Genomic DNA, 21,916 nt, shown 5'->3' with positions numbered 1-21,916 from the left:
TTTACCTTTAGATGACATAATAGTTACTTCTGTTTGATTTAATTTATCTTTTAGTTTATTAAACCTTGTTCACGTAATTTAGCAAGGACTTCACGCCCTTTTTCAGAAAGTTCCATTTTTTTTAAATAAATAGCCAGCCTATTTTCAGGAATTATTGAAATTCGTTTAGGATATTTTACGAAAGAATCTAAGCTATCATCTGGAAAAGGAATGTTAGGGTTATTGTAATCATCTTCATCTGGATCATAGTCATCTTCAACTTCTGTTCTTGTTATCATCGCTAATAAGGCATCAATGTCGTTGGCGACCAATTTTAAGTTTGTATTTTGTTCTAAATAGCCCCCTTTCATATCAAAATATAGATCATTAACTTCGTGATCCCAGTGATAAATTTTACCCTTCGGGCTTAAACAAAGTAGGTCACCATAATTAAGGCTAGCTATCGCTAAATAATTTTCTGGAATGCGATCTAAATATCTATCATTGATTGCCAGTAAATCTTCTCTATCTTCTTTTGAAAAACCCAAAATAACCTCTAAGGGTAACGCTTCGCCATCGCAATTAATACAATAGTCTATTTCAGCTTCATCATCTAAAATAATCACATTATATTGTTTTAGAAATTCGATATAGGCATGATTTATTTTTGTATTTAAATTTAACTTTGTAATACGTTTATCAATATCTTTGGGTATACGATATTTTGATTTAAACATGGTTATTCCTTACATAATCAAATTGATGCATTATTTTTATAATAAAAGTTTTTTTATTTTGTATTGATAAAATATCATACTTAATTATTAAACGCCATTACGATGCAACTCATTAATTTAAATAAATATTTAAGTTGATAAACTATTATTTTAAACTGGTTATGTCGATGATTGATAGCAAAAGCTGCTCAAGATATAGAGAAGTAGTAAAGCGCTGTAAATTTTTAAAATTTTCAGTCCTCGAGATCTTTTAGCCATTTTTGATATCTTTCTGGATCCTTTGCAATCAATGTTTTTAATGTTTCAAACACTTCTTTTATCCCTAAAGGATCAGTTTTATATTTATTGAATACAAAAATAATTCCCTCTGCGAGGGTATCAAGAACATAGAACATTTGTTGCTTATAACAACTAAACGTTTTATAAGGTATAAAAATTGTGAAATAAACCACTTTGTTTTTTGACGATGTTGTAGGACCGTAGACTAAATTTTTGTGTTCTTGTGTAGCAGATATGGTAAATACTAATTCGTAATCTGTTGTTTTAAATAATTTATCATAATGTGGTAGAGTTTTGTTTAATTCATTAAGATTTTCTATCAACGGATTTAAAACTGCATCAGTAATTTCATAGCAAACGCCAACTTCAGCGTATAATTGTAAAAAATCAATTTTCATTTATATCGTCCTTTCGGTTTATAACTATTTTGATTGCCAACTGGAATTTTTCCTGTTTCACTGCCTCTACTGGTTTTGTTGTTGGAAAGCGTTTTCAATAGAATCAGTATTTTGCTATTTAACTTTAACTTTCTCTACACATACCCCAACTAATTTGATATTTTTCAGCCTTTCATAAATACTTTCATATAAAAGTAAACCCAAGTCCGTACAGCATATTGGATATGGTGGATATTCGCTCTCAAGTAAAAACCACGGCGCTCTTTCTCTTCTTGAGTGAAAATGGCAGTCAGGGCAGACAAAAAGACGCTCATTCTCAGGAATAGGTTGTCCATCAAAAATATATGGTTTTTCACCTCTAAGTACAACGTAATCATATTTACTAATAAAAGTTATAAATGGCTGTTTATGCTTTTCACTTTCCACTTTATTATAAATAGAACCTATATTTAAATGTTTTTCAGCATCTTCACCCAGCAAACTAAATAAGCGCAGCGACATAATACTAGGTATCAGAAGACGACCTACCATGGGCATATCTAGATTTTTCCTGATTTTCCCATCCGTAATCACATCCATACCACCGTGAGGTAGTTTTAGTGTATGGCAATAATGACAAAATTGCTCTTTGTTTTTACGCTCCCATTCGGGAACGATATCGACAGTGTCCATTCCTGAATAATACAGGTGATAAAGTTGTTCACGCATCATTCATATACCTTATATCTATTATTTGCTTTATTTTCCAAAATAGCACCTTCAATATTCATATTATTTAGTGTATTAGTTTTGTGTTTTTCGATAAGAACTTTTATCAAATGGTTGGCTACATTACTTGATGCTATAAAATCCCAAACCATAAATACCTCATATTTTAATTATTATCTATTGTGAGATGTTTATCTTTCTTAATTATTTTTACTTTCTCGAATTTTAGCTAAAGCTTTTTCTAGCCGACTAAGATTCTGATATTTATGAGGATTTGTGCTTCTATCTAAGTAATCATACCATCCTCGAACAGCAGTTTTGTATAATTCCTGACCTTATGGCATAAGATTAGATTTTATAAGAACCGTATCAGTTTTTAAATTACCCTCTTCATCAAACGGCTCAACACCGATTAATAATTCATGTTTTTTTAAAAAACCAAATAAAGCTGTTTTGGTTTGTATAATAGCATCTTGCCAACATTTTTTTTATTTCTTGTAAGCAACATTGGTAAATTACGTAAAGTATAATCAATTTCATTCATTATTTTACCCCACTAACAATTGACTATCGGGTCCGGCTGCGTGAATCTACCTATATCAGGTCGCTGTACCTTAAAATATTGTAATGTAGGCAAATTTATTTGTCTAAATATTGTCCTTGAGAGCTTAGGTTCTATTGTATTTGGGATGTTTTATTTCTTGTATCGGTTTACCTCACAGCTTATAGCAGCACTCCTAGATAATGTTACCGTCTTCATCGGTGAGTTCTTCAGCACACGGCACTATACCGTAAGTTATTTACAGCGATACACCGTTAATTAAGTTAAGCGGTAAATGGCTGAGAGAGGTAGGATTTAATACCGGCACCAGCGTGACAGTAAAGATTGCGAAGACTGTATTGATTTAATACCGGACAGTCCGCAGGAAGGGGAACTGAGGGAGCAACTGGCACAGGTTAAAAATATGCTCAGTTGGGTTAGGTAGAATTTAATTATTTAAAAAAATAGCTGGGAGAGATAAATTTTCCCGGCCCTACATATAACATCTATTCATATTTACTAAATTTCTCTATCCAGCCATTTTCTGTAAAAAGTTCACCAGATAATCCATCACTGAGCTCAAGAATATTTTTTTCATCATTCCCATCTTGAGATATCAACAACTTCATGTTTTCTTCATTTTGCTCAAGCATATTAAGAACATTATAAATAACACTGTCAATAGAATTAAAAACCACTTTTTTCAAAACATTAATTTGATTTTCATCAAAGGCTTTTATTTCATTACTCAGCTCAATAGAGCTTTTAGATTTCATTCTACCATTTAATATGGCTTCAAACTCAAAAATAGATTGATCTCTGATACTAGAGATAAACTCTTGACCAAAGGAATCAAGTAATTTCTTATCTGACATATTAATTACTCCTATCTAATTCCACGGTATATTTGATGATGAAGTTACACCCTGTGATCTTAAATTCCATAAAGATTGAGCGACAAGATCTCTCGCCTCTTTAGTGGTGGTACCACCGGCTTTAAGAGCATCTACTGCTATTTTTTGGTGTTCATCCAAGGTATTCGAGCAACCACTCTTAGCCACTTGATCATAAGCATTGCGTTGTTAATTAGTCATATCCTAATTTCGCCATGCCTTCTGATTCATATAGTCCTGACTAATTGAAAAACCTTTCTTTACATAGTCCTTTCGGTTTATAACTCTTTTGATTGCCAACTGGAATCTTTCCTGTTTTTGTATAATGCTCATCAATTTCAGTATCTCTACTGGTTTTGTTATTGGAAAGCGTTTTCAATAGAATCAGTATTTTGCTATTTAACTTTAACTTTCTCTACAAGTACCCCAACTAATTTAATATTTTTCAGCCTTTCATAAATACTTTCATATAAAAGTAAACCAAATTCCGTACAGCATATTGGATATGGTGGATATTCGCTTTCAAGTAAAAACCTTGGCGCTCTTTCTCTTCTTGAGTGGAAATGACATTCAGGACAGACAACTAGACGAACATTCTCAGGAACAGGCTGTCCATCAAAAATATTTGGCGTTTCACCTCTAAGTACAATGTAATCATATTTACTAATAAAAGTCATAAATGGCTGTTTATGCTTCTCACTTTCCATTTTATTATAAATAGAACCTATATTTAAATGTTTTTCAGCCTCCTCACCCAGCAAACCAAATAAGCGCTGCGACATACTACTAGGTATCAGCAGATCACCTACCATGGCCATATCTAGGTTTTTCCTTATTTTCCCATCCGTAATCACATCCATACCACTGTGAGGTAATTTGAGTCTATGGCAATAATGACAAAATTGCTCTCTGGTTTTATGCTCCCATTCAGGATCGAGATCGACAGTGCCCATTCCTGAATAATACAGGTGATAAAGTGGTTCACGCTTCATTTCGGTATACCTTATATCTATAATTGTTTATATTTTCCCAAGCAGCAGTCAATATTTATTAAATATTTTGCATCAGTTTCCTAGCGGCATCAAGAACAGTATAAAAAGATGGTTGCTAGCTTTGCCCTGTCGGTGTTTCGATACGTCAGCCGATGGCTTAGCGTGTGAAGTGGTGAAATGGTAAAATAAACGCAATGACACTATTTAGTCGTTCTTAAGTCAGTTTTTGTTTAGGCTCGTTCTAGTCTTATTGAACGATAGTCAATTAAATTATGTTTTATTCATATAATATATTTCTAATATCTTCAATTAAATACACAATTACAATCAGAATGATGACTTACACGTTATTGAAATGAAATTTTAGTATGATTAAAAGTTTCCAATTTTTAATCAAAGTCTAGAAATGCATCATTTTCATAATAAAAGATGAAAGATCTGAATAAATCATCTAATGTAACATTGTCTGATTGCCCTTGAGCATAACTAACTACATCTTCAATACTCGATCCGTCTAAGGTCTCTATCCAGCCGTCATTTTCAACTTGTTTGGGAAGATATTCATCTGAATCAAGAGGAAAATCCCCACTATCCAAAGAAAATATACCTTGTGTATCAAGATTCCAAGTCGTTTTATCTGGGGGAAGATAAAACCAAGTTTGAGGAATTTTATCTGGATTAGAAAGAATTTCTCGAATCGTCATTAGTTTCATATTGTCTCACTCAAATTACAATTTACATTAACCACCAAGCTTTTTTAAGCCGCCTTTCTGATTTGGATGTAAACTATTTTGTACAAGCCCATACGCTTTGTGCTCTGCTCTTGGTATGCGTTCAATCGTTGTCGGTTTATATGCATTATGATGCCATGAATATTTTGGTGGGCTTGTCGATTTCCCCCCCGCCAATAGGACCTAATTGAACAGGTGCCACAATACCTTTAGGTAACATCAACTAAATCTTTTTCTATTGTGCTGATTTCTATATGCATAGGTATGTCTGTTTGATACCATACACTATATTTAGAGCTAAATAAAGGACTACCAAAAGCATCTGCACCCAATGATTTTTTTGAACCCAGCCCCCTCAGTTCAACCCATTGGGCGCATACTGATACAAGTTAAACCCACCCAACAGCCCAATCGGGTTTGGCTGCGTGAGTCTGCCTATATCTGGGTCATAGTACCTAAAAGTAGTGTAATGTAAGCCCGTTTCTTTGTCTAAATACTGTCGCTGATACCTTGAATCTGTTGTATCTGGCTGTGTTTGATTTCCTGTATCGGTCTGCCCTACAGCTATTAACTGCATGCCCATACAATGTGACCGTCTTCATCAGTGAGTTCTTCTGGGGCACTGTTGACATCGGTGTGGTAGTACAGCACTTTTTGTTGTATGCTGGTGGTGATCTCTACTCTGGCTAAGGGTTCATAGCTGCTTTCATCAGTGTAGATATAGACGCTTTTGCTTCTGTCGGTACAAATTTGTTTATGACACAGGCTATATTACTCACTATTTTTGATAGCTATTGAGTTTTTTATCTTTTAAAAGTTGGAATCACGTCAAACATAATCATTAAAACTTAATTTAACTAAAGAGTAAAAAATATATATTTTTAGTTTTAAACTATTTTTTTATTTATTCTTACTTAGTTCATCAATAGCATTTTGAATACTTGTGATATAGTCTTTTTTCTTCATTTTTACATTAATTAATTTAGAACTATTCCATTTTTTAATTACCAAATAATCAACATCATTTATAGAGCATAAAATACCAAAATCCCCATCAAATGATTCAATGAAAATAGGCAAACACGAGTTATAGATATTTTCTGAAAGACTATCAAATACGGTATTGACTTCATTATAATTAACCTTAATTAAGCTACTATTAGCTAATCTAATAAGTAAATCATCAAATGATAATTTTAATGCGTCAGCTAATACTGTTTGTTCAAAATCACCAATGACATACTCATCACAGAATAAACAACAATTACAGAACAAATAATCGTTATCATTTGAAAAAAAAGTTTTAATGTTAAAAAAATGTTCATCAACACCTTTATTATGAATTTTTTAGAATCTATCCTTTTTCAAAACCCTATTAGATCTGACTGTGTGAATCTGATTATATCAAGGGCATAATGTAATATAGGTCAATTTTACTACCTACACTCTATTCCCTTTTACCTTGGATTTGTTATATCCGGCTGTGATCTATTTTTTTCGCACCGGTGATAACTATATATCTATTCTAACTAGAGCAATAGCGCCTTAAACGTTATAAATTTTTAAAATTATCAGTCCTCGAGATCTTTTAGCCATTTTTCATATCTTTCTGGATCTTTTGCAATCAATGTTTTTAATGTTTCAAACACTTCTTTTACCCCTGAAGGATCAGTTTTATATTTATTGAATACAAAAATAATTCCTTCTGCTATGGTATCAAGAATGTAATATATTTGTTGCGTATAGCAACTAAACGTTTTATAAGGTATAAAAATTGTGAAATAAACCACTTTGTTTTTTGACGATGTTGTAGGGCCGTAGACTAAATTTTTGTTTTCTTGTGTAGCAGATATGGTAAAAACTAATTCGTAATCTGTTGTTTTAAATAGTTTATCATAATGTGGAAGCGTTTTGTTTAATTTATTGAGATTTATTCTCAATGGCTTTAAAACCGTATTAGTAATATCATAGTTAACTTCTACTTCAGCATATAATTGTAAAAAATCAATTTTCATTTACATCGTCCTTTCGATTTATAACTCTTCATCTACATCATAGGTTTCGGCAAGATAAAATCCTTTATTTATATATTTTTTTATCATTTTTAGTATAACAATAATATAATGTTTTTTTTACCAATCTACTCAGCAATTTAATCCCTTTAATAATCATTTTGTTATATGACACTTAAGTTAAAGTTACAATGTCACATTCATTTAAATAATTAATTAACAACATGAGATTTTTGAATTAAAGTATGGGTCTTAATCGTGTAAAAATATGGCTAACAGTTAGCCTGTTTTTTGACTAAGTGAAATTCGGTTAGGGTTTTGTTAAAAACTATACTGTTAATCATCCTCTTTAGCAAAGCGAATAGCTTCTTTTACTCTTCTATTTTTCTTATTTTTAGCTAAAAATGCATCACTATTTAGAATGTTAATCAATTGTTCTTTTCCTAATATCCTTTTGATATTTGTTAACATAATTTCTAGATCTGAAACTTGATCATTAATATGATCAGATAAATCCATTGATAGATAACGATCTTCAAGCAAAGCTAAAGCACGATCGGGGTTAATTCTTAACAACAACTCAAATGCTGGTAATTGAAAGATACGACATTTTATTAGATTTTCTAACAAAAACGTTGCTTTTGAGACTTCTACCTCATCGATAAAATTATTTTTTCCATATTTATCCGTTAGTTCAATCCACAATTTTTTATATAAGGATTCAAATCTTTCGAGTGTATCAACAAGCATTTACGATCCCCTTATGAATAATCAACATATCTTATATTTTGCTAATTAGTTGCCTTATTGCTTGAAATTATCTTTTCAAGCCAAACTAATAGCAGATAGATTTATCTTCAATGTGATTAATTTTTGTTTTATTATGGTAAATAATATTTACGGCTAGAACTAAATTTATAACACTAATTCAATAAGTTAAATGTAAATACAACTTTTAACATTATAAATCTTTTCAATCATTCTAATGCATAATTATGACTGCAATTTTCGGTGATAATATTTAGATAATGTAGAATAATAATATGTGTTTTTTAATAAAATTTTTAAGTACAATTTAATTAAATATTTTACTATGTTTACAATATCCTACTCTTGTGGGATAGATGGAACTATAGTTCTATTTTTATAACAGTTATAATTGAATATGAGCAGCTAAATATAAAAATTTAAGCTTTTATTAAATACTACCTAATAAATTAATCTCATTTTAAAAAAATAAAACTTAACTAACTTAGTTGGTTACAACTTTTATCAGTGAAAGCAAGATGATAACAAATACTACATCTTATTTTTAATAATTCAATAAATAAATTCACTTTGCAATAGTATTGATAATAAAATCTACAACAACGCTTCAGGTTTATGTATAAGTTGTCATGCATAACCTAACAGCGACTTCACTAACAGTATATTACTGAATATAAAATTTAATATTGATGTTTAGTTCAAATATCAACAGCTTTCATTACTCACTAACATTTTTGACTTTGTTAACTATTTATCTTCAGTTAATGCATTTAAAAAATCATCCAATGATGCTGATAAATAATCGCTATTTTCCGTAAAGTTTTGTTCATGAGTTAAACTATCATCCCAATCCCATAAACAATATCGATAAATAGCACCATTATTAAGATTAATACAGATAAAACTATCGCTATAATCTAATGCAAATGGTAATAATGTTTTCTCTAATTTATGCTGTTGCCAAAGTTGTTGCACAGTTCCTTCTATTAAAAAATCAGGATCATGATCAGAGGCTAGGTTATATTTAATAGGCATAAAAAGAGCAATTTTTAACTTATCTACTAAATTGGGCAAAGTAAAACAATCTTTATATACCAAACCACCATTACAACGTAAATATAATGCCTTTAATGAGTCAGGTAAAGTAATGCCCAAAGTTTGCTCGCATGTTTGTAAATCTTTTTCAGTGAGTTGCTTTTCACTTTGATAAAAATTATTCATATCAATCATTTTATGTCCTTACTTTATTGCTTTGTCTTCCTACCTATTCATTATTGATCTTATTTTATTTATTTGAAAATAAATTTTTGTTATATAACGATCTACTAAAGTTCGATTAGCCAAAATATACGTTTATTGAAAAGTATATGTTACTAATAATCGTATGTTATTTTTAAAATAATTAATTTAATCATGGTATTATTAATTTTTTAGAAAATTCAATTATCTAGCTCTAGATGAAAGGTAATATTGTAAAACCACGATTAAAATTTTAGTTAGTCTTTTGACGTCTAACTTAGCTAATGCCATTTATGAGATAACCTGCCCTAGTTTTGTAAAGGTGAAATCAATTCCAACTGAATTAGAGATACTCCATGAAGGATGGCAAATAACACAGACGCAAAATGCGCTATTACATGTAGATTGGGACGAAGTCTGCTCTGATAGATCGGTTAATTTAGGCCAGCAAATCCCTTTCACCATAACGATTAACGGTAAAACATATAAACATGCTTGGCTAATAGACAATAATTAATCACATTGAACGCTATTCTGGGTAGTCTATGTTTACCGATAGCTTATATAGTGCAACATTTTTTTACCAAGCTTAGAATAGCGATTATTCAAATATTAAGCGAAACTTGATAAAAAAAACCCAAGTCGTAAGTTGTTAACAACAAAAGAGCAAGTTTCGACTTAACCAACCAATTAGCCCATTTATTGATTTGTAACTTACAAAAATACATTTTTAAACGGTTGTTCAAAAACCGTTAAATAGCGATCATACAGAGCAAACCTATTTCACTAAAATCACCCTATTTTGGTGTAACAGTTTAAATATTAGCTTTTTTATATACTTTAAAGGTCAATTTTAGTAAATAAAATAAATTATATTTCGTAACTAAAAAAGTCTAAACTTTTTAATAATTAATGGAGTATCTAATCATGCTTGTTTATTCAATGCAAAATGAAACAGTTGACGCATTAGCATATCGCGTTTTTGGTAGCACGGCTGGTATTGTAGAAACTATTTATCAAAATAACCCTAATCTTTGTGAACTCCCTGCCATGTTACCAATCGGCACTGCTGTCAATGTTCCTGAGTTTGTATCTGAACCCAAAAAAAATCAGATTAATTTATGGGATTAATTAATTCAAAACCATAGTTTTTGTTTACTTTACAGCTAAAAACAGGCCCGATTCTTTTAATCCACATCGATGACTTAATCGTCTCAATAATAAATTCAAGTAGGACAACAAAACCATATTTATTAAATAATAATAAACGTCTTGAACTAAGTGTAAAGATCGAATCATACTAAAACTAAACTCGAATAATAACCATTCAAACATGATTTAAAATAACAAAATGCTACGTTAATTTAGAATAATTTTTATTATATGTTTGGTATGGGTACATACGAGTAGTAATAACTCAACATAATCAAAGAGATTACTATGAAAAAAATTGATAACCTGAAACAATTTCTTTTTGAAAAAAAACTAATTAACAATGCCGTTTCACAATTACAAATGGCAGTAACAAACGGCCATATCGAAGCGATTACTACGAGTAATTTAGTACTTTTTTATCATTATACTTTGCATTTAACTTTTGATAATTACCAATTTCCATTCGAAGGACTAATGCAGGCAATAGTTAGTTGGATGACAAACAATCAAAGCGATAGTATGCTAAATCCAGAATCACGTAAAACGTCAATTAAATTTGATGTTCAAGACATCACTGAATGTCATTGCAAAATAAATATTAAGCTAAAATTGTCAGAACGCATTCTTACACAAAATATAAATGAAGCATTACAATCTCAAATAATTAAAGACAAAATTCTTGATGAAGATTTATTAAATTAGTGAGATTTTCCTTTTTAAAATAAGTTAAAATATCTGCCTACTCTATATAAGGTGTAATAAAAAACACCTTGTTCTATTTTATTTTTAATTTGATATAAATAACTTTTAGTGATCACATTTACATAGAAATAAAATCGATATTTGTTATATCCAGTTACTAATTGCATTAAACGAATACCAAAAACTTTATTATTTAGGTTAAATGAACGCATTTATGCAACGATAAAGTAATAATCAGAGTTTTTGCGAGTATATCTATTTTGTTAAAACAGTGATGGGCAATGAACTTGTATCTACCTTATTTTTTATTTGAAAAGAATAAAATAGCCATGGTATTGTAAAATATTTTTATAATTTGAATGAGTATAAAAAGGACTGGCATGGTTGACTTTAATGTGATGATAAATTGATCATTCCTATTATTCAATAAAACACTAAATTAGTTTATTTTAAGAGTGTTAGTAATATTTAATAATATATCCTACCGCAAATAGCATATTTCTCCTTTTATTATAGTTAACGCGCCTAACTTCCCCTACTCTTCCTTATAATCTTTAGAATTAAAATCCGCTGATAATACAATATTGGTTGCTTTTCCGCCCCTTTAGCCACAAAAAAACAAATTATCATTCTTATTGTCATTTTTTAACAAACCGTAACAAATGGCAGATGTTAGAAACATAAGGATTGTGTGCTACGCAGCTTTTCAAAACACATTTTATTCAATGAAAGCTGACATCCATATAAGTTGTAAATACATTTATAACCAACCCCGCCTATTGTTTTAATCACGCTAATAATTATTAGCTGTTCATGGATGTTGTAACTAAATATTCTACAAATAAGGTCGCTTTATTTTTAAAGCATAATTGACGATTATAGCGCCATGAAAACATATCATCCAGCCGACTTAGTCGACATATTACGAAAAATAGAAAATCTGATCCGTCCCGGTGTAGTTTGTGAAACAAAAGGTGACAGGGTTAGAGTCCGTTCAGGCAATCTTATTACAGCTTGGTTGCCCTGGTTTACTCATCGAGCAGGGAAAAGCCGTTCATGGTGGCGCCCATCTGTTGGAGAGCAGGTGTTTATCTTAAGTCCCAATGGTAATTTGGAGCTAGGGTGCGTATTACCAAGCCTTTATTGCAATGATAATCCAGCACCTTCAAATTCTGAGGATGGATATTGTGTGACTTTTCCCGATGGCGCTTCATTCGAATACGAACCTAAAACTAGCAGCTTAACGATAAAGGGAATAAAAACAGCAGTCATTGAAGCTAGCGAACAAATTACCGCTAAAGCTGGTACTAAAATTCACTTTGATACACCACTTGTCGAATGTAGTGACCATGTCACATTTAAATCTTTCAATGCAACAGGTGGTGGACAAAGTGGCAATACCGGATATTTAACTGGCAATGTGATTCATCAGCAAGGCCAATTATCGTCCAATGGTATTGTTTTAGATTCACATATCCATACAGGTGTTAGAGCTGGTGGTGAAACAACAGGAAAACCCAAATGAGTTATATTGGCATGAATTGTAAAAGTGGGCGCACGATTACTGATATGGATCATATCAACCAATCTATTAAAGATATTTTGACAACCCCTGTCGGTTCTCGAATTGAACGTCGTAATTATGGCTCATTACTTTTTTTATTATTGGATCATCCCAATACCGAAGCAACAAGATTAAAAGTGATTTCCGCAACAGTAATGGCATTAAGCCAATGGGAACCACGTATAAAAATTGATGCAGTTGATATTTTCAATGACAAAGAAAAATTAACAGTACACATCGTTGGTTCACGAACAGATAAACCAAATGAATCATTCAGCAGTGAGATTGAGGTAGCAACATGGCAACATTAACAGATCTTTCATTATTACCCCCACCTGACATCATTGAATCGTTAGATTTTGAAAAGATCTTTCAACAACGTAAAGATAAATTTATAGCACTTTATAGTGATGAACAACAGCAAGAAGTCGCCAAAACATTACAATTTGAAAGTGAACCAATTGTTAAATTACTGCAAGAAAGTGCCTATTACGAATTAATTTTACGTCAACGAATTAATGAAGCATCACAAGCCTTGATGATTGCACATGCTAAAGGTCGTGATCTTGATAACTTAGGCGCGAATTTTAATGTACAACGCTTAGTGATCCAACCTGAGGATAATACGGTTGTTCCTGTAATTAAACAAATTAAAGAATCGGACAGCGATTTTAGACTGCGTATTCAGAGTGCATTTGAAGGTTTATCCGTTGCTGGTCCTCGAGCTGCCTATGAATTTTTTGCCCGAAGTGCTGATGGACGAGTATTGGATGCAGCTGCTGAAAGTCCTTCACCTGCTTGTGTAACTCTTGCAATTTTGTCGCGAGAAAATAATGGCAAAGCATCGGATGAATTAATAGCAATTGTCAAACAAGCCGTAAATGAAGAAAATCGTCGTCCAATCGCCGATCGTGTCACAGTCAAATCAGTCGATTTGATTCACTATAATATTAAAGCTTCACTTTATCTATACCCAGGACCTGAATCTGAACCAATAAAAAAGACAGCAATCAACAATTTGCAAAATTATATTACCGAAAAACACCGAATTGGTAGACGCATTAGTCGCAGTGCAATCATCTCTGCTTTACATGTTGTTGGCGTTGAACGAGTAGAATTACATGAACCTGTGCAAGATATATTAGTTAATCGCGAACAAGCCAGTTTTTGTTCTGATTATCAAATTGGGGTAGTGAGTTATGGCGAATAAAACTTTACTTCCGCCGACTGCTACAAGATTTGAGAAAAATCTTTCACAGGCTATGTTATGCGATCCACCCATTCCTTTACGTTCACTTTGGGATCCAATGACTTGCCCTTTCAAACTTTTGCCATACTTAGCTTGGCAATATAGTGTTGATCGCTGGGATGAAACTTGGCCAGAACAAACGAAAAGAAAGGTAATTGCTGAAGCTTTTGAAATTCATAAATTGAAAGGTACTAAAGAAGCAATTCGTCGCGCAGTCGAACCATTTGGTTATTTAATTAGTATTACCGAATGGTGGCAAAACAACCAAAAACCTGGCACTTTTTCATTACAAATAGGTGTTTTAGATAAGGGAATTACTGCCGACTCTTACAAAGAATTAAATCGAATTATTGACGATGTAAAACCCGTTTCACGTCAATTGTCTTCACTCTCAATTCAATTAGTGTCCAAAGGTGAAATCACTGTTGGTGCTAGCTGTTACGACGGGAATATTCTTTATATTTACCCTTATGTGACTGAAACAATAACTACAACCTCCGAACGCCAAGTAGGCGCAATTATTCACTTAATCGATACAATGAGCATAAAACCATGAGTCAAACTTACTATACAATATTAACTAAACAAGGCGCTGCATTGCTTGCTAATGCAACAGCTTTAGGGGTGCCATTAAAATTAACGCAAATGGGTGTTGGTGATGGCAATGGATCAATCCCTAAACCACTCGCTACTCAAACAAAACTGGTTCATGAGGTCAGACGAGCTGCTATTAATACGTTATTTATTGATAAACAAAATTCTAACCAAATCATCGCCGAACAAGTCATTCCTGAAAATGAAGGTGGTTGGTTTATTCATGAGATCGGTTTATATGATGATGAAGGTAATTTAATTGCAGTCGGTAACTGCCCTGCAACTTATAAACCTAAATTAGTTGAAGGTAGTGGTCGAACCCAAGTAATAAGAATGGTAATTATAGTTGATAACGTCAACTCAGTTGAACTAAAAATCGATCCTTCTGTAGTACTTGCAACTCGTGAATATGTTGATAACTTAATTGCAACGAAAATGGAAGCACATGAAAAATCAACCAACCATCCTACTGCTACAACTAAATCAAAGGGATTTGTACAATTAAGCTCAGCAACCAATAGTACAGCTGAAAACCAAGCCGCAACGCCTTTAGCAGTAAAAAATACTTATGACTTGGCAGCAAACTCAGTTAAAAAATCAGGGGATGTAATCAGTGGACAATTAAAGTTTGAATACAAAGCGTACGGTATCAAATTCAATTATGAAAATCCTGATAATGTTACAGTAATTCGACCAATTGGAGACAACTTCTCATTTCTTTTTTATGATGCAGAAAAAAAGAATTGGTTTACAAAGCTTAGGTACACTAATAGTGGAAATGCGTGGAGATTTGAAAATAATGATGATGTTACCATCAATGGTAAATCAGCATTAAAAGCAGGCGATTACGGGATTGGCGGTCAAACAGGCGCTACTGTCAACAATTTTGATGAACGCTTGGTAGGAGGGTTTTATCAATGTAGAACATCCAATTTTCCTAATTTGCCACTTAACGGGAGAGATGATTCGGCAACATTGCTTGCGTATCCTAGTAACAGCGAGCATTGGAAAGTCGAACAATTAGCTGTAGTTAATAACAAGACCCCTCGCATTTATTATCGCACAGATTCAAAAGATGATGGTAAGCAAAATTGGTATGAAGCAATAACAACGGCAAATGTCGAAAAGTACGCATATCGTTTTCATGGTTATTTAAATAATGAAAATCTTAATAATATCAAAGCGCCGCGACATGGCATCTATTTGCAAAACATGAATGAATTTGCGACGACATCGAATAATTATCCGATACCCGCCGCGGGGTCGTTAATCGTGACCCAGACGGGCGGAGACGGTATTGACGGCTGTGTACAGATTTACACAGACTATTACTCGTCACGACAATTTATTAGAACGTATCGACATTCATATAACGTGTGGTCAAACTGGTCTGAGCAAGTTACATCCAACAATATTAATAATTATATCCCTGCCGGTATACCTATGCCGTGGCCAAGTGATCGGTTGCCGCTGGGCTGGCTGTGGTGCGACGGCGCGCAGTTCAATGTTCAACAGTTTCCTCGACTTGCCAGCGTGTACCCGTGGGGCACTTTGCCCGACCTGCGGGGATTATTTATTCGCGGAAACGACAACGGACGAGGAATAGATCCGAATCGTGGATTACTCAGCTATCAAGATGATGCAATACGTAACATTTGGGGTAGGTTTCCAACTGTTTTTAGAGCCACGAACCCGCCTCCAATTGGTTCCGAGGGGGCTTTTAGGACTGATGCGTTTTGGAATCCGGCAGTAAAAACAGGAAACCCCGACGATTGGGGCGCTATTTTTGCGTTTGACGCATCACAAATCGTGCCGGTCGCTAATGAAAACAGACCAAAAAATATTACATTTAACTATATTGTAAGAGCAGAATAAGGGGAAAAAATGAAATACGAATTACAACCAGCAGTTGCAATTTTAGATGAAAATGGATTAACCACATCAGCTGGATGGTCAATAATTTATAATGTGGATTCGCAAACTGGCGAATATCAAGGAGCAACATATCAGTTTTTACCGGTCGGTGTAGGCTTACCCGCTTATGCATACTTAGATGCTCCAAAAAAAGCAGAAGATGATCATGCAATTGTTCGTCAAGGTGATAAATGGATATACCCAGTGGATCATCGTGGTAAAGCAATTTATTCAACAGAAACTGGTGCAGAATCAACAGTAACTAATATCGGTGATACCCCAGAAGGTTACACGTTGTTAAAACCAACCAGTGATTTTGATTCGTGGAATGGCAAAAAATGGGTACTAGATAAAGAAAAACAGCATCAATATGATGTGACTACAGCGCAATCACAACAATCACAATTACTTAATGATGCAAATAGCGCAATTAGTAATTTACAAGACGCTGTTGATGCTGAAATTGCAACAGAACAACAAACTGAAATGCTTAAAAAATGGAAAAAATATCGTTTTGAATTAAATCAACTAGATGTTAATACCGCGCCAAATATTCAATGGCCAGCAAACCCACAGTAACAATTAATTATTCCGGGTAATTGTATCTGTTTTTCATGTCTAGACAGTGCAATTATCAGGAATATCAGTATTAATAAATGACATTTTGCTCATTTTAGATTGTCACCAATTACTATACCCCGCCGTATATCAGTGAATTAGCTCCAGTATTATATTTTATATGGATTACAACATTCTCACTCAAATGATATTATCACTTATGATAATTATATACACATGGAAAGTTGATATATTTCTCATGATTTTAATTACTAAAATAATTGCATTCTTAAAATCACCAATTCATTTATCTATTATTTCCTCTTAACGACATCTCATTAGCAAACATCTATAAAGAGAATAGTTTTTTATTAAAAAAGTCTTTAAAATAAGATGTTATCATCTACTAAATTGATGATATGTTATTAATTTGCGTAACGTCTCCCGTTTAACATGCTAAAAACATGTTAAAGCTTATATCATCAAAAAATGTGATTATTTTTCATATGTATCTCATTAAGAAACCAATAATCTTTGATATTGAATTTATTTAATTGATTTTCATAAATCATCAACTAGTTATTTTAGTTTTTATTTAAGTAATGTTTAAAGTTATTCTAGTCAAATGTATAAACTGCGTCCAAATATTTTCTTTAAAAACATTATTTGCCTTTAGAAAAGGACTATTTTTTTTAATATTTTCTAATCTGATCAAATTTAATTACCATCAATCATCGATGAATTCTCTTATTCAGTTGTAACAATATTACTTACAAATTCAACGACTAACACTCATTTCTGAAATATGTGACTATAAGCTCGCACATTAACCTTACCATATATTAATCGAAACGGAGATCTTATGGCTAACGATTATCATCACGGCGTCCGAGTCATCGAAATCAATGAAGGAACACGTACTATCCGAACAGTTTCAACAGCTGTTATTGGGGTGGTCTGTACTGGAGAGGATGCCGATGCAACTTATTTTCCACTTAACACCCCTATTTTAATTACAAATATCAATACAGCAATTGGTAAAGCAGGTTCTCAAGGTACTTTAAAACCAACACTAGAAGCAATTGCTGATCAATGTACGCCAGTAATTGTAGCTGTACGTGTTGAAAAAGGCGCATCTGATGCAGAGACAGAAGCAAACATTATTGGTACTACAACCGAGAATGGCAAATATACCGGTATGAAGGCCCTTCTTTCAGCACAAACACAGTTAAAGGTCAAACCACGCATTTTGGGGGTACCGGGTTATGACTCGTTACCTGTTGCAACAGCATTAGTGTCATTAGCGCAAAAATTACGTGCATTTTGCTATGTTTCAGCGTTTGGCGCAAAAACAAAGGAACAAGCGGTGCTCTATCGCGATAAATTAGGTGCTCGCGAAGCTATGATCATTTGGCCAGATTTTGTCGGGTTTGATACCACCAAAAAATCAAACGTTACATTGTCTGCAACTGCACGAGCATTAGGTTTACGTGCACAAATTGACCAAAAGGTAGGTTGGCATAAAACCTTATCTAATGTACCAGTTAATGGTGTCACCGGTATATCACATGACGTGTTTTGGGATTTGCAAGAAGAAAGTTCAGACTCAAACTACCTTAACGAAAATGAAGTAACAACATTGATTTGCAATCAAGGTTACCGTTTTTGGGGCTCACGTACCTGCTCTGCAGATACCTTATTTGCTTTTGAAAACTATACACGGACAGCACAAGTATTAGCTGATACGATTGCCGAAGCACAATTTCAATTAGTCGATGCGCCTATGCATGCTTCTTTAATTAAAGATTTAGTCGAGTCGATTAATAATAAATTCCGTGAATTGAAATCTAATGGTTACATCGTTGATGGTAAAGCCTGGTTTGATCCAGAATCAAATACTGCCGATATATTAAAAGCTGGCAAACTTTATATCGATTACGATTATACCCCAGTGCCCCCACTTGAAAATCTTATGTTACGCCAACGTATTACCGATAAGTATCTAATCGAATTGGCTGACTCAGTTGCTACAAACTAAGGAGAACAACTAAATGGCTCTACCTAAAAAACTCAAATATTTCAATGTCTATGTGAATGGTACATCGTTTGTCGGTGAAGTGGAATCTTTCACACCACCAAAACTAACCCGTAAGTTTGAAAACTATCGTGGTGCAGGCATGCCTGGTAGTGTTCCAATTGACTTAGGCTACGATGATAACGCACTCACTGTGGAATGGACTATAGGCGGCTTAGCACATGAAGTTCTAAAACAACATGGCGGATTGCTCAATGGCGTAACTTTACGCTTTGCCGGTGCTTACCAAAAAGATGACAGTGAAGATTTTATAAAAGTCGAAATCATCGTCAATGGTCGACATAAAGAACAAGATCGTGGAGAACTTAAACAAGGTGAAAGTAACGCAACCAAAATAACAACACAGTGTACCTATTATAAAGAAATTATTGATAACGAAGAAATAACCGAAATTGATTTTATTAACATGATTGACAAAGTTAATGGTGTAGATCGTTTATCCTCTGCACGTAATGCAATTGGTTTATAAATTAACACATAAAAATTACTATAACTCAGCCCGAAAGGGCTAATTGAGAGATTAATCAATGACAAACACAAATAAAGTAAAACTAAAAACTGGGATTTTATCAGGTAAAAAAATGATTACTGAATTTACCATTCGTAAACCATTAACTGGTGATTTACGTGGTGTTAAATTAATTGATTTTATTGATTTAGATATCGATGCATTAGCAAAAGTATTACCAAGAATTACTATGCCTTCAATTGCTGAACATGAAGTTTTTGGTTTAGATTTAATTGACTTATCTGAAATCACAAAAGTTGTTATCAGTTTTTTGTCCCCGAACTTGAACGATGCGAGCCAAGAATCCCTAACCGAGTAGAAGATGCAATGGCAGATATTGCCTTGATATTTCATTGGCAACCTTCCGAAATGTACAAATTTACGTTAACTGAACTAATGGAATGGCAAGAACAAGCTTGCCAAAGAAACGGTACCCAAAATGGATAATAGAGAAAATATCACAGTCCAACAACATGATACAAAAATGGCGCTACCGTTTCGCGCCATTTTTGTGGCTGTTGGTGATTTAAAAAAACAGACTAAAATCATATCAAATCAATATAATAGTTACCGCAAGTTACAATTAAAACTTAATAACGGGTTATCAAGTGAATTAAAACTCACCGATAAAAATAACGCGTTAAAGCTTATTAGACAAAATCGTATTAATTGGTTAACAAAATCAAATAATGCTGCTAATCAAATTGTAAATAATCATGACTTAACTTGTTTGATCAAGCCCAATATTATTTTTAAACGTAAATTCCCATTATCAAAAAATGATAATCCTAGGAGCGATTTGTTACACAAAAGCCACGCCAATATAAACTACCAAAAACAAAAAACTGATAATTTAAAATTTAAAAACTGTCATAACCATTTAATTAAAACTGTCCATAAACTGGCTATCGCAAAAATTAACGCCAATAACAAACTCAATGAGCAACGAGTAAAATTAATTAATTTTTTTAATGGTGATATTCACTATTCAACACATAAAATCAAAAGCCCATACAGTAAAAATAGAGATATTATAAAAGCGCATATTAATAGCTCAATTACGCCAAATCATGCGGCTGCTCAGATCAATTTTAAAAAAAATATAAACGTAAATAACGACTATTTGAATCGGAATATAAGCTATCCCAAAATTTCAGTTAATCTGAAATTTATAGATAGCTTTGCCTATGTATTTAATCAATCTAAACCATTTAGGCTTAACATACAAAATTTGGAATTTGTTACCACTATTCTTGCAATAGATGTATTGGTTAATAACATTAATACAACCAAAACGATTTCACAGCGCGTAAAAGAATGTTTTTTTAATTACTTACCTAAAACAACTAAACATAGTTTTTGGATAGATAAACATCCAACTTTAAAAGCAACATCTGAGCTATTTAAGATAAATCCTATCTTATATACTAAATCAGCTATTAGCCTAATGAGAAACTTAATATCATCTAACAACAAAAAAAGTGAAAGGTTCGATCCAAAGTTAATTCGTCATGATGATTTTTCGAGTAAAATATTCAATCATACTTATAATAATTTTTTTGCTAAGCTCACCACAACTAAACAAGCCAGTACAGACAAGAGGTTAAATAATAGTTTAGAAACGCTCAAACAAATAGCTAGCGCTAATCAACATTATCTAATTTCAACTAACAGTTCACTCATCAACAAGACCTCAAAATCATGTATTGATGGTTTTTATTTACCTAATCTAACATTTAAACTTATTGAAAAAAGTTTTACTTCCTACAAAATCTTTTCTCAAAAAAGTTTCAATGCGCTAAAAAAACTGTATTTAGAATCAACCGATAATCCCCATTTACAAATGCTTTTTATGAGAATAGTTAAGGATTTCACCCATCGTTTTAAAAATAAGGTATTGGATAATAAAAAAATAATCTTGAGTTTATTTGAAGATACATTGATTGATCATAACTTCATTAAGGTTTTCTACGACGTTAACCTTAAAACGATTAAAAATAATTTTCAAGCCATTGTTCATGGTAAAGATGAAATACTTTATTCCATGTGCAATTTTGCTAACAAAATTAATCTAACGCAAACCAACATTGAAAATTATCTAGTAAATAGTCATTCAACGCTAGTTACAAATTTGACTAACAAGTTAATTCAAGGAAGCGCTTCACAGTATTATATCACTGTAAATGCCGCCCCTGGCATGAATGAACAAGAACTTGCAAATAAAATCACTGAAGAACTTGATCGACGAGAACAACAAAAATTATTTCAATTTCGCAGTAGCTTAAAGGATATCGATTAAT

The 21,916-nt window shown here is 32.7% G+C and carries 29 protein-coding genes; 15 read left to right on the top strand and 14 right to left on the bottom strand.

Annotated elements, in window-relative coordinates; translation table 11 throughout:
- Positions 1–50: 50 nt before the first annotated feature.
- From J3U56_RS05815 to J3U56_RS05805, 3 genes are all read right to left on the bottom strand, one after another.
- Entirely contained in the window at positions 51–716 is a 666-nt protein-coding gene (locus J3U56_RS05815; RefSeq protein WP_267332737.1) for an SMI1/KNR4 family protein, read from the bottom strand.
- A 233-nt stretch (positions 717–949) separates the two neighbouring features.
- Positions 950–1,393: a hypothetical protein gene (locus tag J3U56_RS05810; protein ID WP_267344194.1), complete on the bottom strand. Its 444-nt coding sequence runs from the start codon at positions 1,391–1,393 to the stop codon at positions 950–952.
- 114 nt (positions 1,394–1,507) lie between these two features.
- Positions 1,508–2,104 (bottom strand): hypothetical protein, encoded by a 597-nt coding sequence (locus J3U56_RS05805; protein ID WP_267367036.1) that lies wholly within the window; start codon positions 2,102–2,104, stop codon positions 1,508–1,510.
- A 795-nt stretch (positions 2,105–2,899) separates the two neighbouring features.
- Between J3U56_RS05805 and J3U56_RS12135 the strand changes: the two genes are divergently transcribed.
- Positions 2,900–3,010: a SymE family type I addiction module toxin gene (locus J3U56_RS12135; protein WP_416379661.1), complete on the top strand. Its 111-nt coding sequence runs from the start codon at positions 2,900–2,902 to the stop codon at positions 3,008–3,010.
- Between the two features lie 138 nt (positions 3,011–3,148).
- On the opposite strand, the gene J3U56_RS05800 is transcribed toward J3U56_RS12135, so the two are convergent.
- The 11 genes from J3U56_RS05800 to J3U56_RS05760 form a co-directional block, all read right to left on the bottom strand.
- The gene (locus J3U56_RS05800) at positions 3,149–3,517 is read right to left on the bottom strand and encodes a hypothetical protein (RefSeq protein WP_267332732.1); all 369 of its coding nucleotides are present in this window, start codon (positions 3,515–3,517) and stop codon (positions 3,149–3,151) included.
- A gap of 15 nt (positions 3,518–3,532) precedes the next feature.
- Positions 3,533–3,703 (bottom strand): hypothetical protein, encoded by a 171-nt coding sequence (locus J3U56_RS05795; RefSeq protein ID WP_267332731.1) that lies wholly within the window; start codon positions 3,701–3,703, stop codon positions 3,533–3,535.
- 227 nt (positions 3,704–3,930) lie between these two features.
- The gene (locus J3U56_RS05790; protein ID WP_267367034.1) at positions 3,931–4,527 is read right to left on the bottom strand and encodes a hypothetical protein; all 597 of its coding nucleotides are present in this window, start codon (positions 4,525–4,527) and stop codon (positions 3,931–3,933) included.
- A gap of 389 nt (positions 4,528–4,916) precedes the next feature.
- The gene (locus J3U56_RS05785) at positions 4,917–5,240 is read right to left on the bottom strand and encodes a DUF7716 domain-containing protein (RefSeq protein WP_267344197.1); all 324 of its coding nucleotides are present in this window, start codon (positions 5,238–5,240) and stop codon (positions 4,917–4,919) included.
- Positions 5,241–5,267: 27 nt separating this feature from the next.
- On the bottom strand, positions 5,268–5,435 hold the full coding sequence (locus tag J3U56_RS05780; RefSeq protein WP_267347809.1) for a hypothetical protein: 168 nt from the start codon (positions 5,433–5,435) through the stop codon (positions 5,268–5,270).
- Between the two features lie 178 nt (positions 5,436–5,613).
- Entirely contained in the window at positions 5,614–5,835 is a 222-nt protein-coding gene (locus J3U56_RS12130; RefSeq protein ID WP_416380300.1) for an RHS repeat-associated core domain-containing protein, read from the bottom strand.
- Positions 5,826–5,909 (bottom strand): RHS domain-containing protein, encoded by an 84-nt coding sequence (locus J3U56_RS12125; RefSeq protein ID WP_416380299.1) that lies wholly within the window; start codon positions 5,907–5,909, stop codon positions 5,826–5,828. Before J3U56_RS12125 ends, J3U56_RS12130 begins: the two co-directional genes overlap by 10 nt.
- A 249-nt stretch (positions 5,910–6,158) precedes the next feature.
- Positions 6,159–6,533 (bottom strand): hypothetical protein, encoded by a 375-nt coding sequence (locus J3U56_RS05775; RefSeq protein WP_267367031.1) that lies wholly within the window; start codon positions 6,531–6,533, stop codon positions 6,159–6,161.
- Between the two features lie 296 nt (positions 6,534–6,829).
- Positions 6,830–7,273, bottom strand: coding sequence for a hypothetical protein (locus J3U56_RS05770; protein WP_267344201.1), 444 nt, complete (start codon positions 7,271–7,273; stop codon positions 6,830–6,832).
- 333 nt (positions 7,274–7,606) lie between these two features.
- The gene (locus tag J3U56_RS05765) at positions 7,607–8,020 is read right to left on the bottom strand and encodes a hypothetical protein (RefSeq protein ID WP_267332723.1); all 414 of its coding nucleotides are present in this window, start codon (positions 8,018–8,020) and stop codon (positions 7,607–7,609) included.
- A gap of 765 nt (positions 8,021–8,785) precedes the next feature.
- Entirely contained in the window at positions 8,786–9,268 is a 483-nt protein-coding gene (locus J3U56_RS05760) for an SMI1/KNR4 family protein (RefSeq protein ID WP_267344202.1), read from the bottom strand.
- Between the two features lie 274 nt (positions 9,269–9,542).
- On the opposite strand from J3U56_RS05760, the gene J3U56_RS05755 reads away from it, so the two are divergent.
- The 14 genes from J3U56_RS05755 to J3U56_RS05690 all read left to right on the top strand — a co-directional run bounded on the left by J3U56_RS05755 (position 9,543) and on the right by J3U56_RS05690 (position 21,915).
- Entirely contained in the window at positions 9,543–9,794 is a 252-nt protein-coding gene (locus J3U56_RS05755) for a hypothetical protein (protein ID WP_267344203.1), read from the top strand.
- A gap of 410 nt (positions 9,795–10,204) precedes the next feature.
- The gene (locus tag J3U56_RS05750; RefSeq protein ID WP_267344204.1) at positions 10,205–10,408 is read left to right on the top strand and encodes a tail protein X; all 204 of its coding nucleotides are present in this window, start codon (positions 10,205–10,207) and stop codon (positions 10,406–10,408) included.
- Between the two features lie 309 nt (positions 10,409–10,717).
- Positions 10,718–11,134, top strand: coding sequence for a phage tail protein (locus J3U56_RS05745; protein ID WP_267367029.1), 417 nt, complete (start codon positions 10,718–10,720; stop codon positions 11,132–11,134).
- Between the two features lie 886 nt (positions 11,135–12,020).
- Positions 12,021–12,659, top strand: coding sequence for a phage baseplate assembly protein V (locus J3U56_RS05740; RefSeq protein WP_267367027.1), 639 nt, complete (start codon positions 12,021–12,023; stop codon positions 12,657–12,659).
- Positions 12,656–13,009: a GPW/gp25 family protein gene (locus tag J3U56_RS05735; protein WP_267344206.1), complete on the top strand. Its 354-nt coding sequence runs from the start codon at positions 12,656–12,658 to the stop codon at positions 13,007–13,009. Before J3U56_RS05740 ends, J3U56_RS05735 begins: the two co-directional genes overlap by 4 nt.
- Positions 12,997–13,908, top strand: coding sequence for a baseplate J/gp47 family protein (locus J3U56_RS05730; protein WP_267367023.1), 912 nt, complete (start codon positions 12,997–12,999; stop codon positions 13,906–13,908). The genes J3U56_RS05735 and J3U56_RS05730 overlap by 13 nt, the downstream gene beginning before the upstream one ends.
- Positions 13,898–14,503, top strand: a complete 606-nt coding sequence (locus tag J3U56_RS05725; RefSeq protein WP_267344208.1) for a phage tail protein I — start codon at positions 13,898–13,900, stop codon at positions 14,501–14,503. The genes J3U56_RS05730 and J3U56_RS05725 overlap by 11 nt, the downstream gene beginning before the upstream one ends.
- A complete protein-coding gene (locus J3U56_RS05720; RefSeq protein ID WP_267367019.1) occupies positions 14,500–16,416 on the top strand; it encodes a phage tail protein in 1,917 nt (638 codons plus the stop codon). The genes J3U56_RS05725 and J3U56_RS05720 overlap by 4 nt, the downstream gene beginning before the upstream one ends.
- 9 nt (positions 16,417–16,425) lie before the next feature.
- Complete coding sequence (locus J3U56_RS05715; protein ID WP_267367018.1) at positions 16,426–17,034, top strand: tail fiber assembly protein; 609 nt, start codon at positions 16,426–16,428, stop codon at positions 17,032–17,034.
- Between the two features lie 841 nt (positions 17,035–17,875).
- Entirely contained in the window at positions 17,876–19,051 is a 1,176-nt protein-coding gene (locus tag J3U56_RS05710; protein WP_267344211.1) for a phage tail sheath protein, read from the top strand.
- Positions 19,052–19,064: 13 nt separating this feature from the next.
- Positions 19,065–19,577, top strand: coding sequence for a phage major tail tube protein (locus J3U56_RS05705; RefSeq protein WP_267344212.1), 513 nt, complete (start codon positions 19,065–19,067; stop codon positions 19,575–19,577).
- A gap of 58 nt (positions 19,578–19,635) precedes the next feature.
- On the top strand, positions 19,636–19,935 hold the full coding sequence (locus tag J3U56_RS05700) for a phage tail assembly protein (protein ID WP_267344213.1): 300 nt from the start codon (positions 19,636–19,638) through the stop codon (positions 19,933–19,935).
- An 8-nt stretch (positions 19,936–19,943) separates the two neighbouring features.
- Positions 19,944–20,063: a GpE family phage tail protein gene (locus J3U56_RS05695; RefSeq protein ID WP_065634419.1), complete on the top strand. Its 120-nt coding sequence runs from the start codon at positions 19,944–19,946 to the stop codon at positions 20,061–20,063.
- Positions 20,056–21,915, top strand: coding sequence for a hypothetical protein (locus tag J3U56_RS05690; protein ID WP_267367016.1), 1,860 nt, complete (start codon positions 20,056–20,058; stop codon positions 21,913–21,915). Before J3U56_RS05695 ends, J3U56_RS05690 begins: the two co-directional genes overlap by 8 nt.
- Position 21,916: the final 1 nt, after the last annotated feature.

The organism is Gilliamella sp. B2824 (assembly GCF_026536245.1).
Taxonomy (GTDB): Bacteria; Pseudomonadota; Gammaproteobacteria; order Enterobacterales; family Orbaceae; genus Gilliamella.
Note: the sequence above shows the minus strand (reverse complement) of the source record. Positions and strands in the feature narration are given on the sequence as shown.

Excerpts from the sequence above, each read along its gene's own strand:
- J3U56_RS05785 (WP_267344197.1), bottom strand. The coding sequence starts at position 5,240 with ATGAAACTAATGACGATTCGAGAAATTCTTTCTAATCCAGATAAAATT.
- J3U56_RS05815 (WP_267332737.1), bottom strand. The coding sequence starts at position 716 with ATGTTTAAATCAAAATATCGTATACCCAAAGATATTGATAAACGTATT.
- J3U56_RS05750 (WP_267344204.1), top strand. The coding sequence starts at position 10,205 with ATGCTTGTTTATTCAATGCAAAATGAAACAGTTGACGCATTAGCATAT.
- J3U56_RS05740 (WP_267367027.1), top strand. The coding sequence starts at position 12,021 with ATGAAAACATATCATCCAGCCGACTTAGTCGACATATTACGAAAAATA.
- J3U56_RS05730 (WP_267367023.1), top strand. The coding sequence starts at position 12,997 with ATGGCAACATTAACAGATCTTTCATTATTACCCCCACCTGACATCATT.
- J3U56_RS05735 (WP_267344206.1), top strand. The coding sequence starts at position 12,656 with ATGAGTTATATTGGCATGAATTGTAAAAGTGGGCGCACGATTACTGAT.
- J3U56_RS05805 (WP_267367036.1), bottom strand. The coding sequence starts at position 2,104 with ATGATGCGTGAACAACTTTATCACCTGTATTATTCAGGAATGGACACT.
- J3U56_RS05715 (WP_267367018.1), top strand. The coding sequence starts at position 16,426 with ATGAAATACGAATTACAACCAGCAGTTGCAATTTTAGATGAAAATGGA.
- J3U56_RS05745 (WP_267367029.1), top strand. The coding sequence starts at position 10,718 with ATGAAAAAAATTGATAACCTGAAACAATTTCTTTTTGAAAAAAAACTA.
- J3U56_RS12130 (WP_416380300.1), bottom strand. The coding sequence starts at position 5,835 with ATGCAGTTAATAGCTGTAGGGCAGACCGATACAGGAAATCAAACACAG.
- J3U56_RS05725 (WP_267344208.1), top strand. The coding sequence starts at position 13,898 with ATGGCGAATAAAACTTTACTTCCGCCGACTGCTACAAGATTTGAGAAA.
- J3U56_RS05765 (WP_267332723.1), bottom strand. The coding sequence starts at position 8,020 with ATGCTTGTTGATACACTCGAAAGATTTGAATCCTTATATAAAAAATTG.
- J3U56_RS05800 (WP_267332732.1), bottom strand. The coding sequence starts at position 3,517 with ATGTCAGATAAGAAATTACTTGATTCCTTTGGTCAAGAGTTTATCTCT.
- J3U56_RS05705 (WP_267344212.1), top strand. The coding sequence starts at position 19,065 with ATGGCTCTACCTAAAAAACTCAAATATTTCAATGTCTATGTGAATGGT.
- J3U56_RS05770 (WP_267344201.1), bottom strand. The coding sequence starts at position 7,273 with ATGAAAATTGATTTTTTACAATTATATGCTGAAGTAGAAGTTAACTAT.
- J3U56_RS05695 (WP_065634419.1), top strand. The coding sequence starts at position 19,944 with ATGGCAGATATTGCCTTGATATTTCATTGGCAACCTTCCGAAATGTAC.
- J3U56_RS05700 (WP_267344213.1), top strand. The coding sequence starts at position 19,636 with ATGACAAACACAAATAAAGTAAAACTAAAAACTGGGATTTTATCAGGT.
- J3U56_RS05760 (WP_267344202.1), bottom strand. The coding sequence starts at position 9,268 with ATGATTGATATGAATAATTTTTATCAAAGTGAAAAGCAACTCACTGAA.
- J3U56_RS05710 (WP_267344211.1), top strand. The coding sequence starts at position 17,876 with ATGGCTAACGATTATCATCACGGCGTCCGAGTCATCGAAATCAATGAA.
- J3U56_RS05810 (WP_267344194.1), bottom strand. The coding sequence starts at position 1,393 with ATGAAAATTGATTTTTTACAATTATACGCTGAAGTTGGCGTTTGCTAT.
- J3U56_RS05790 (WP_267367034.1), bottom strand. The coding sequence starts at position 4,527 with ATGAAGCGTGAACCACTTTATCACCTGTATTATTCAGGAATGGGCACT.
- J3U56_RS05720 (WP_267367019.1), top strand. The coding sequence starts at position 14,500 with ATGAGTCAAACTTACTATACAATATTAACTAAACAAGGCGCTGCATTG.
- J3U56_RS05690 (WP_267367016.1), top strand. The coding sequence starts at position 20,056 with ATGGATAATAGAGAAAATATCACAGTCCAACAACATGATACAAAAATG.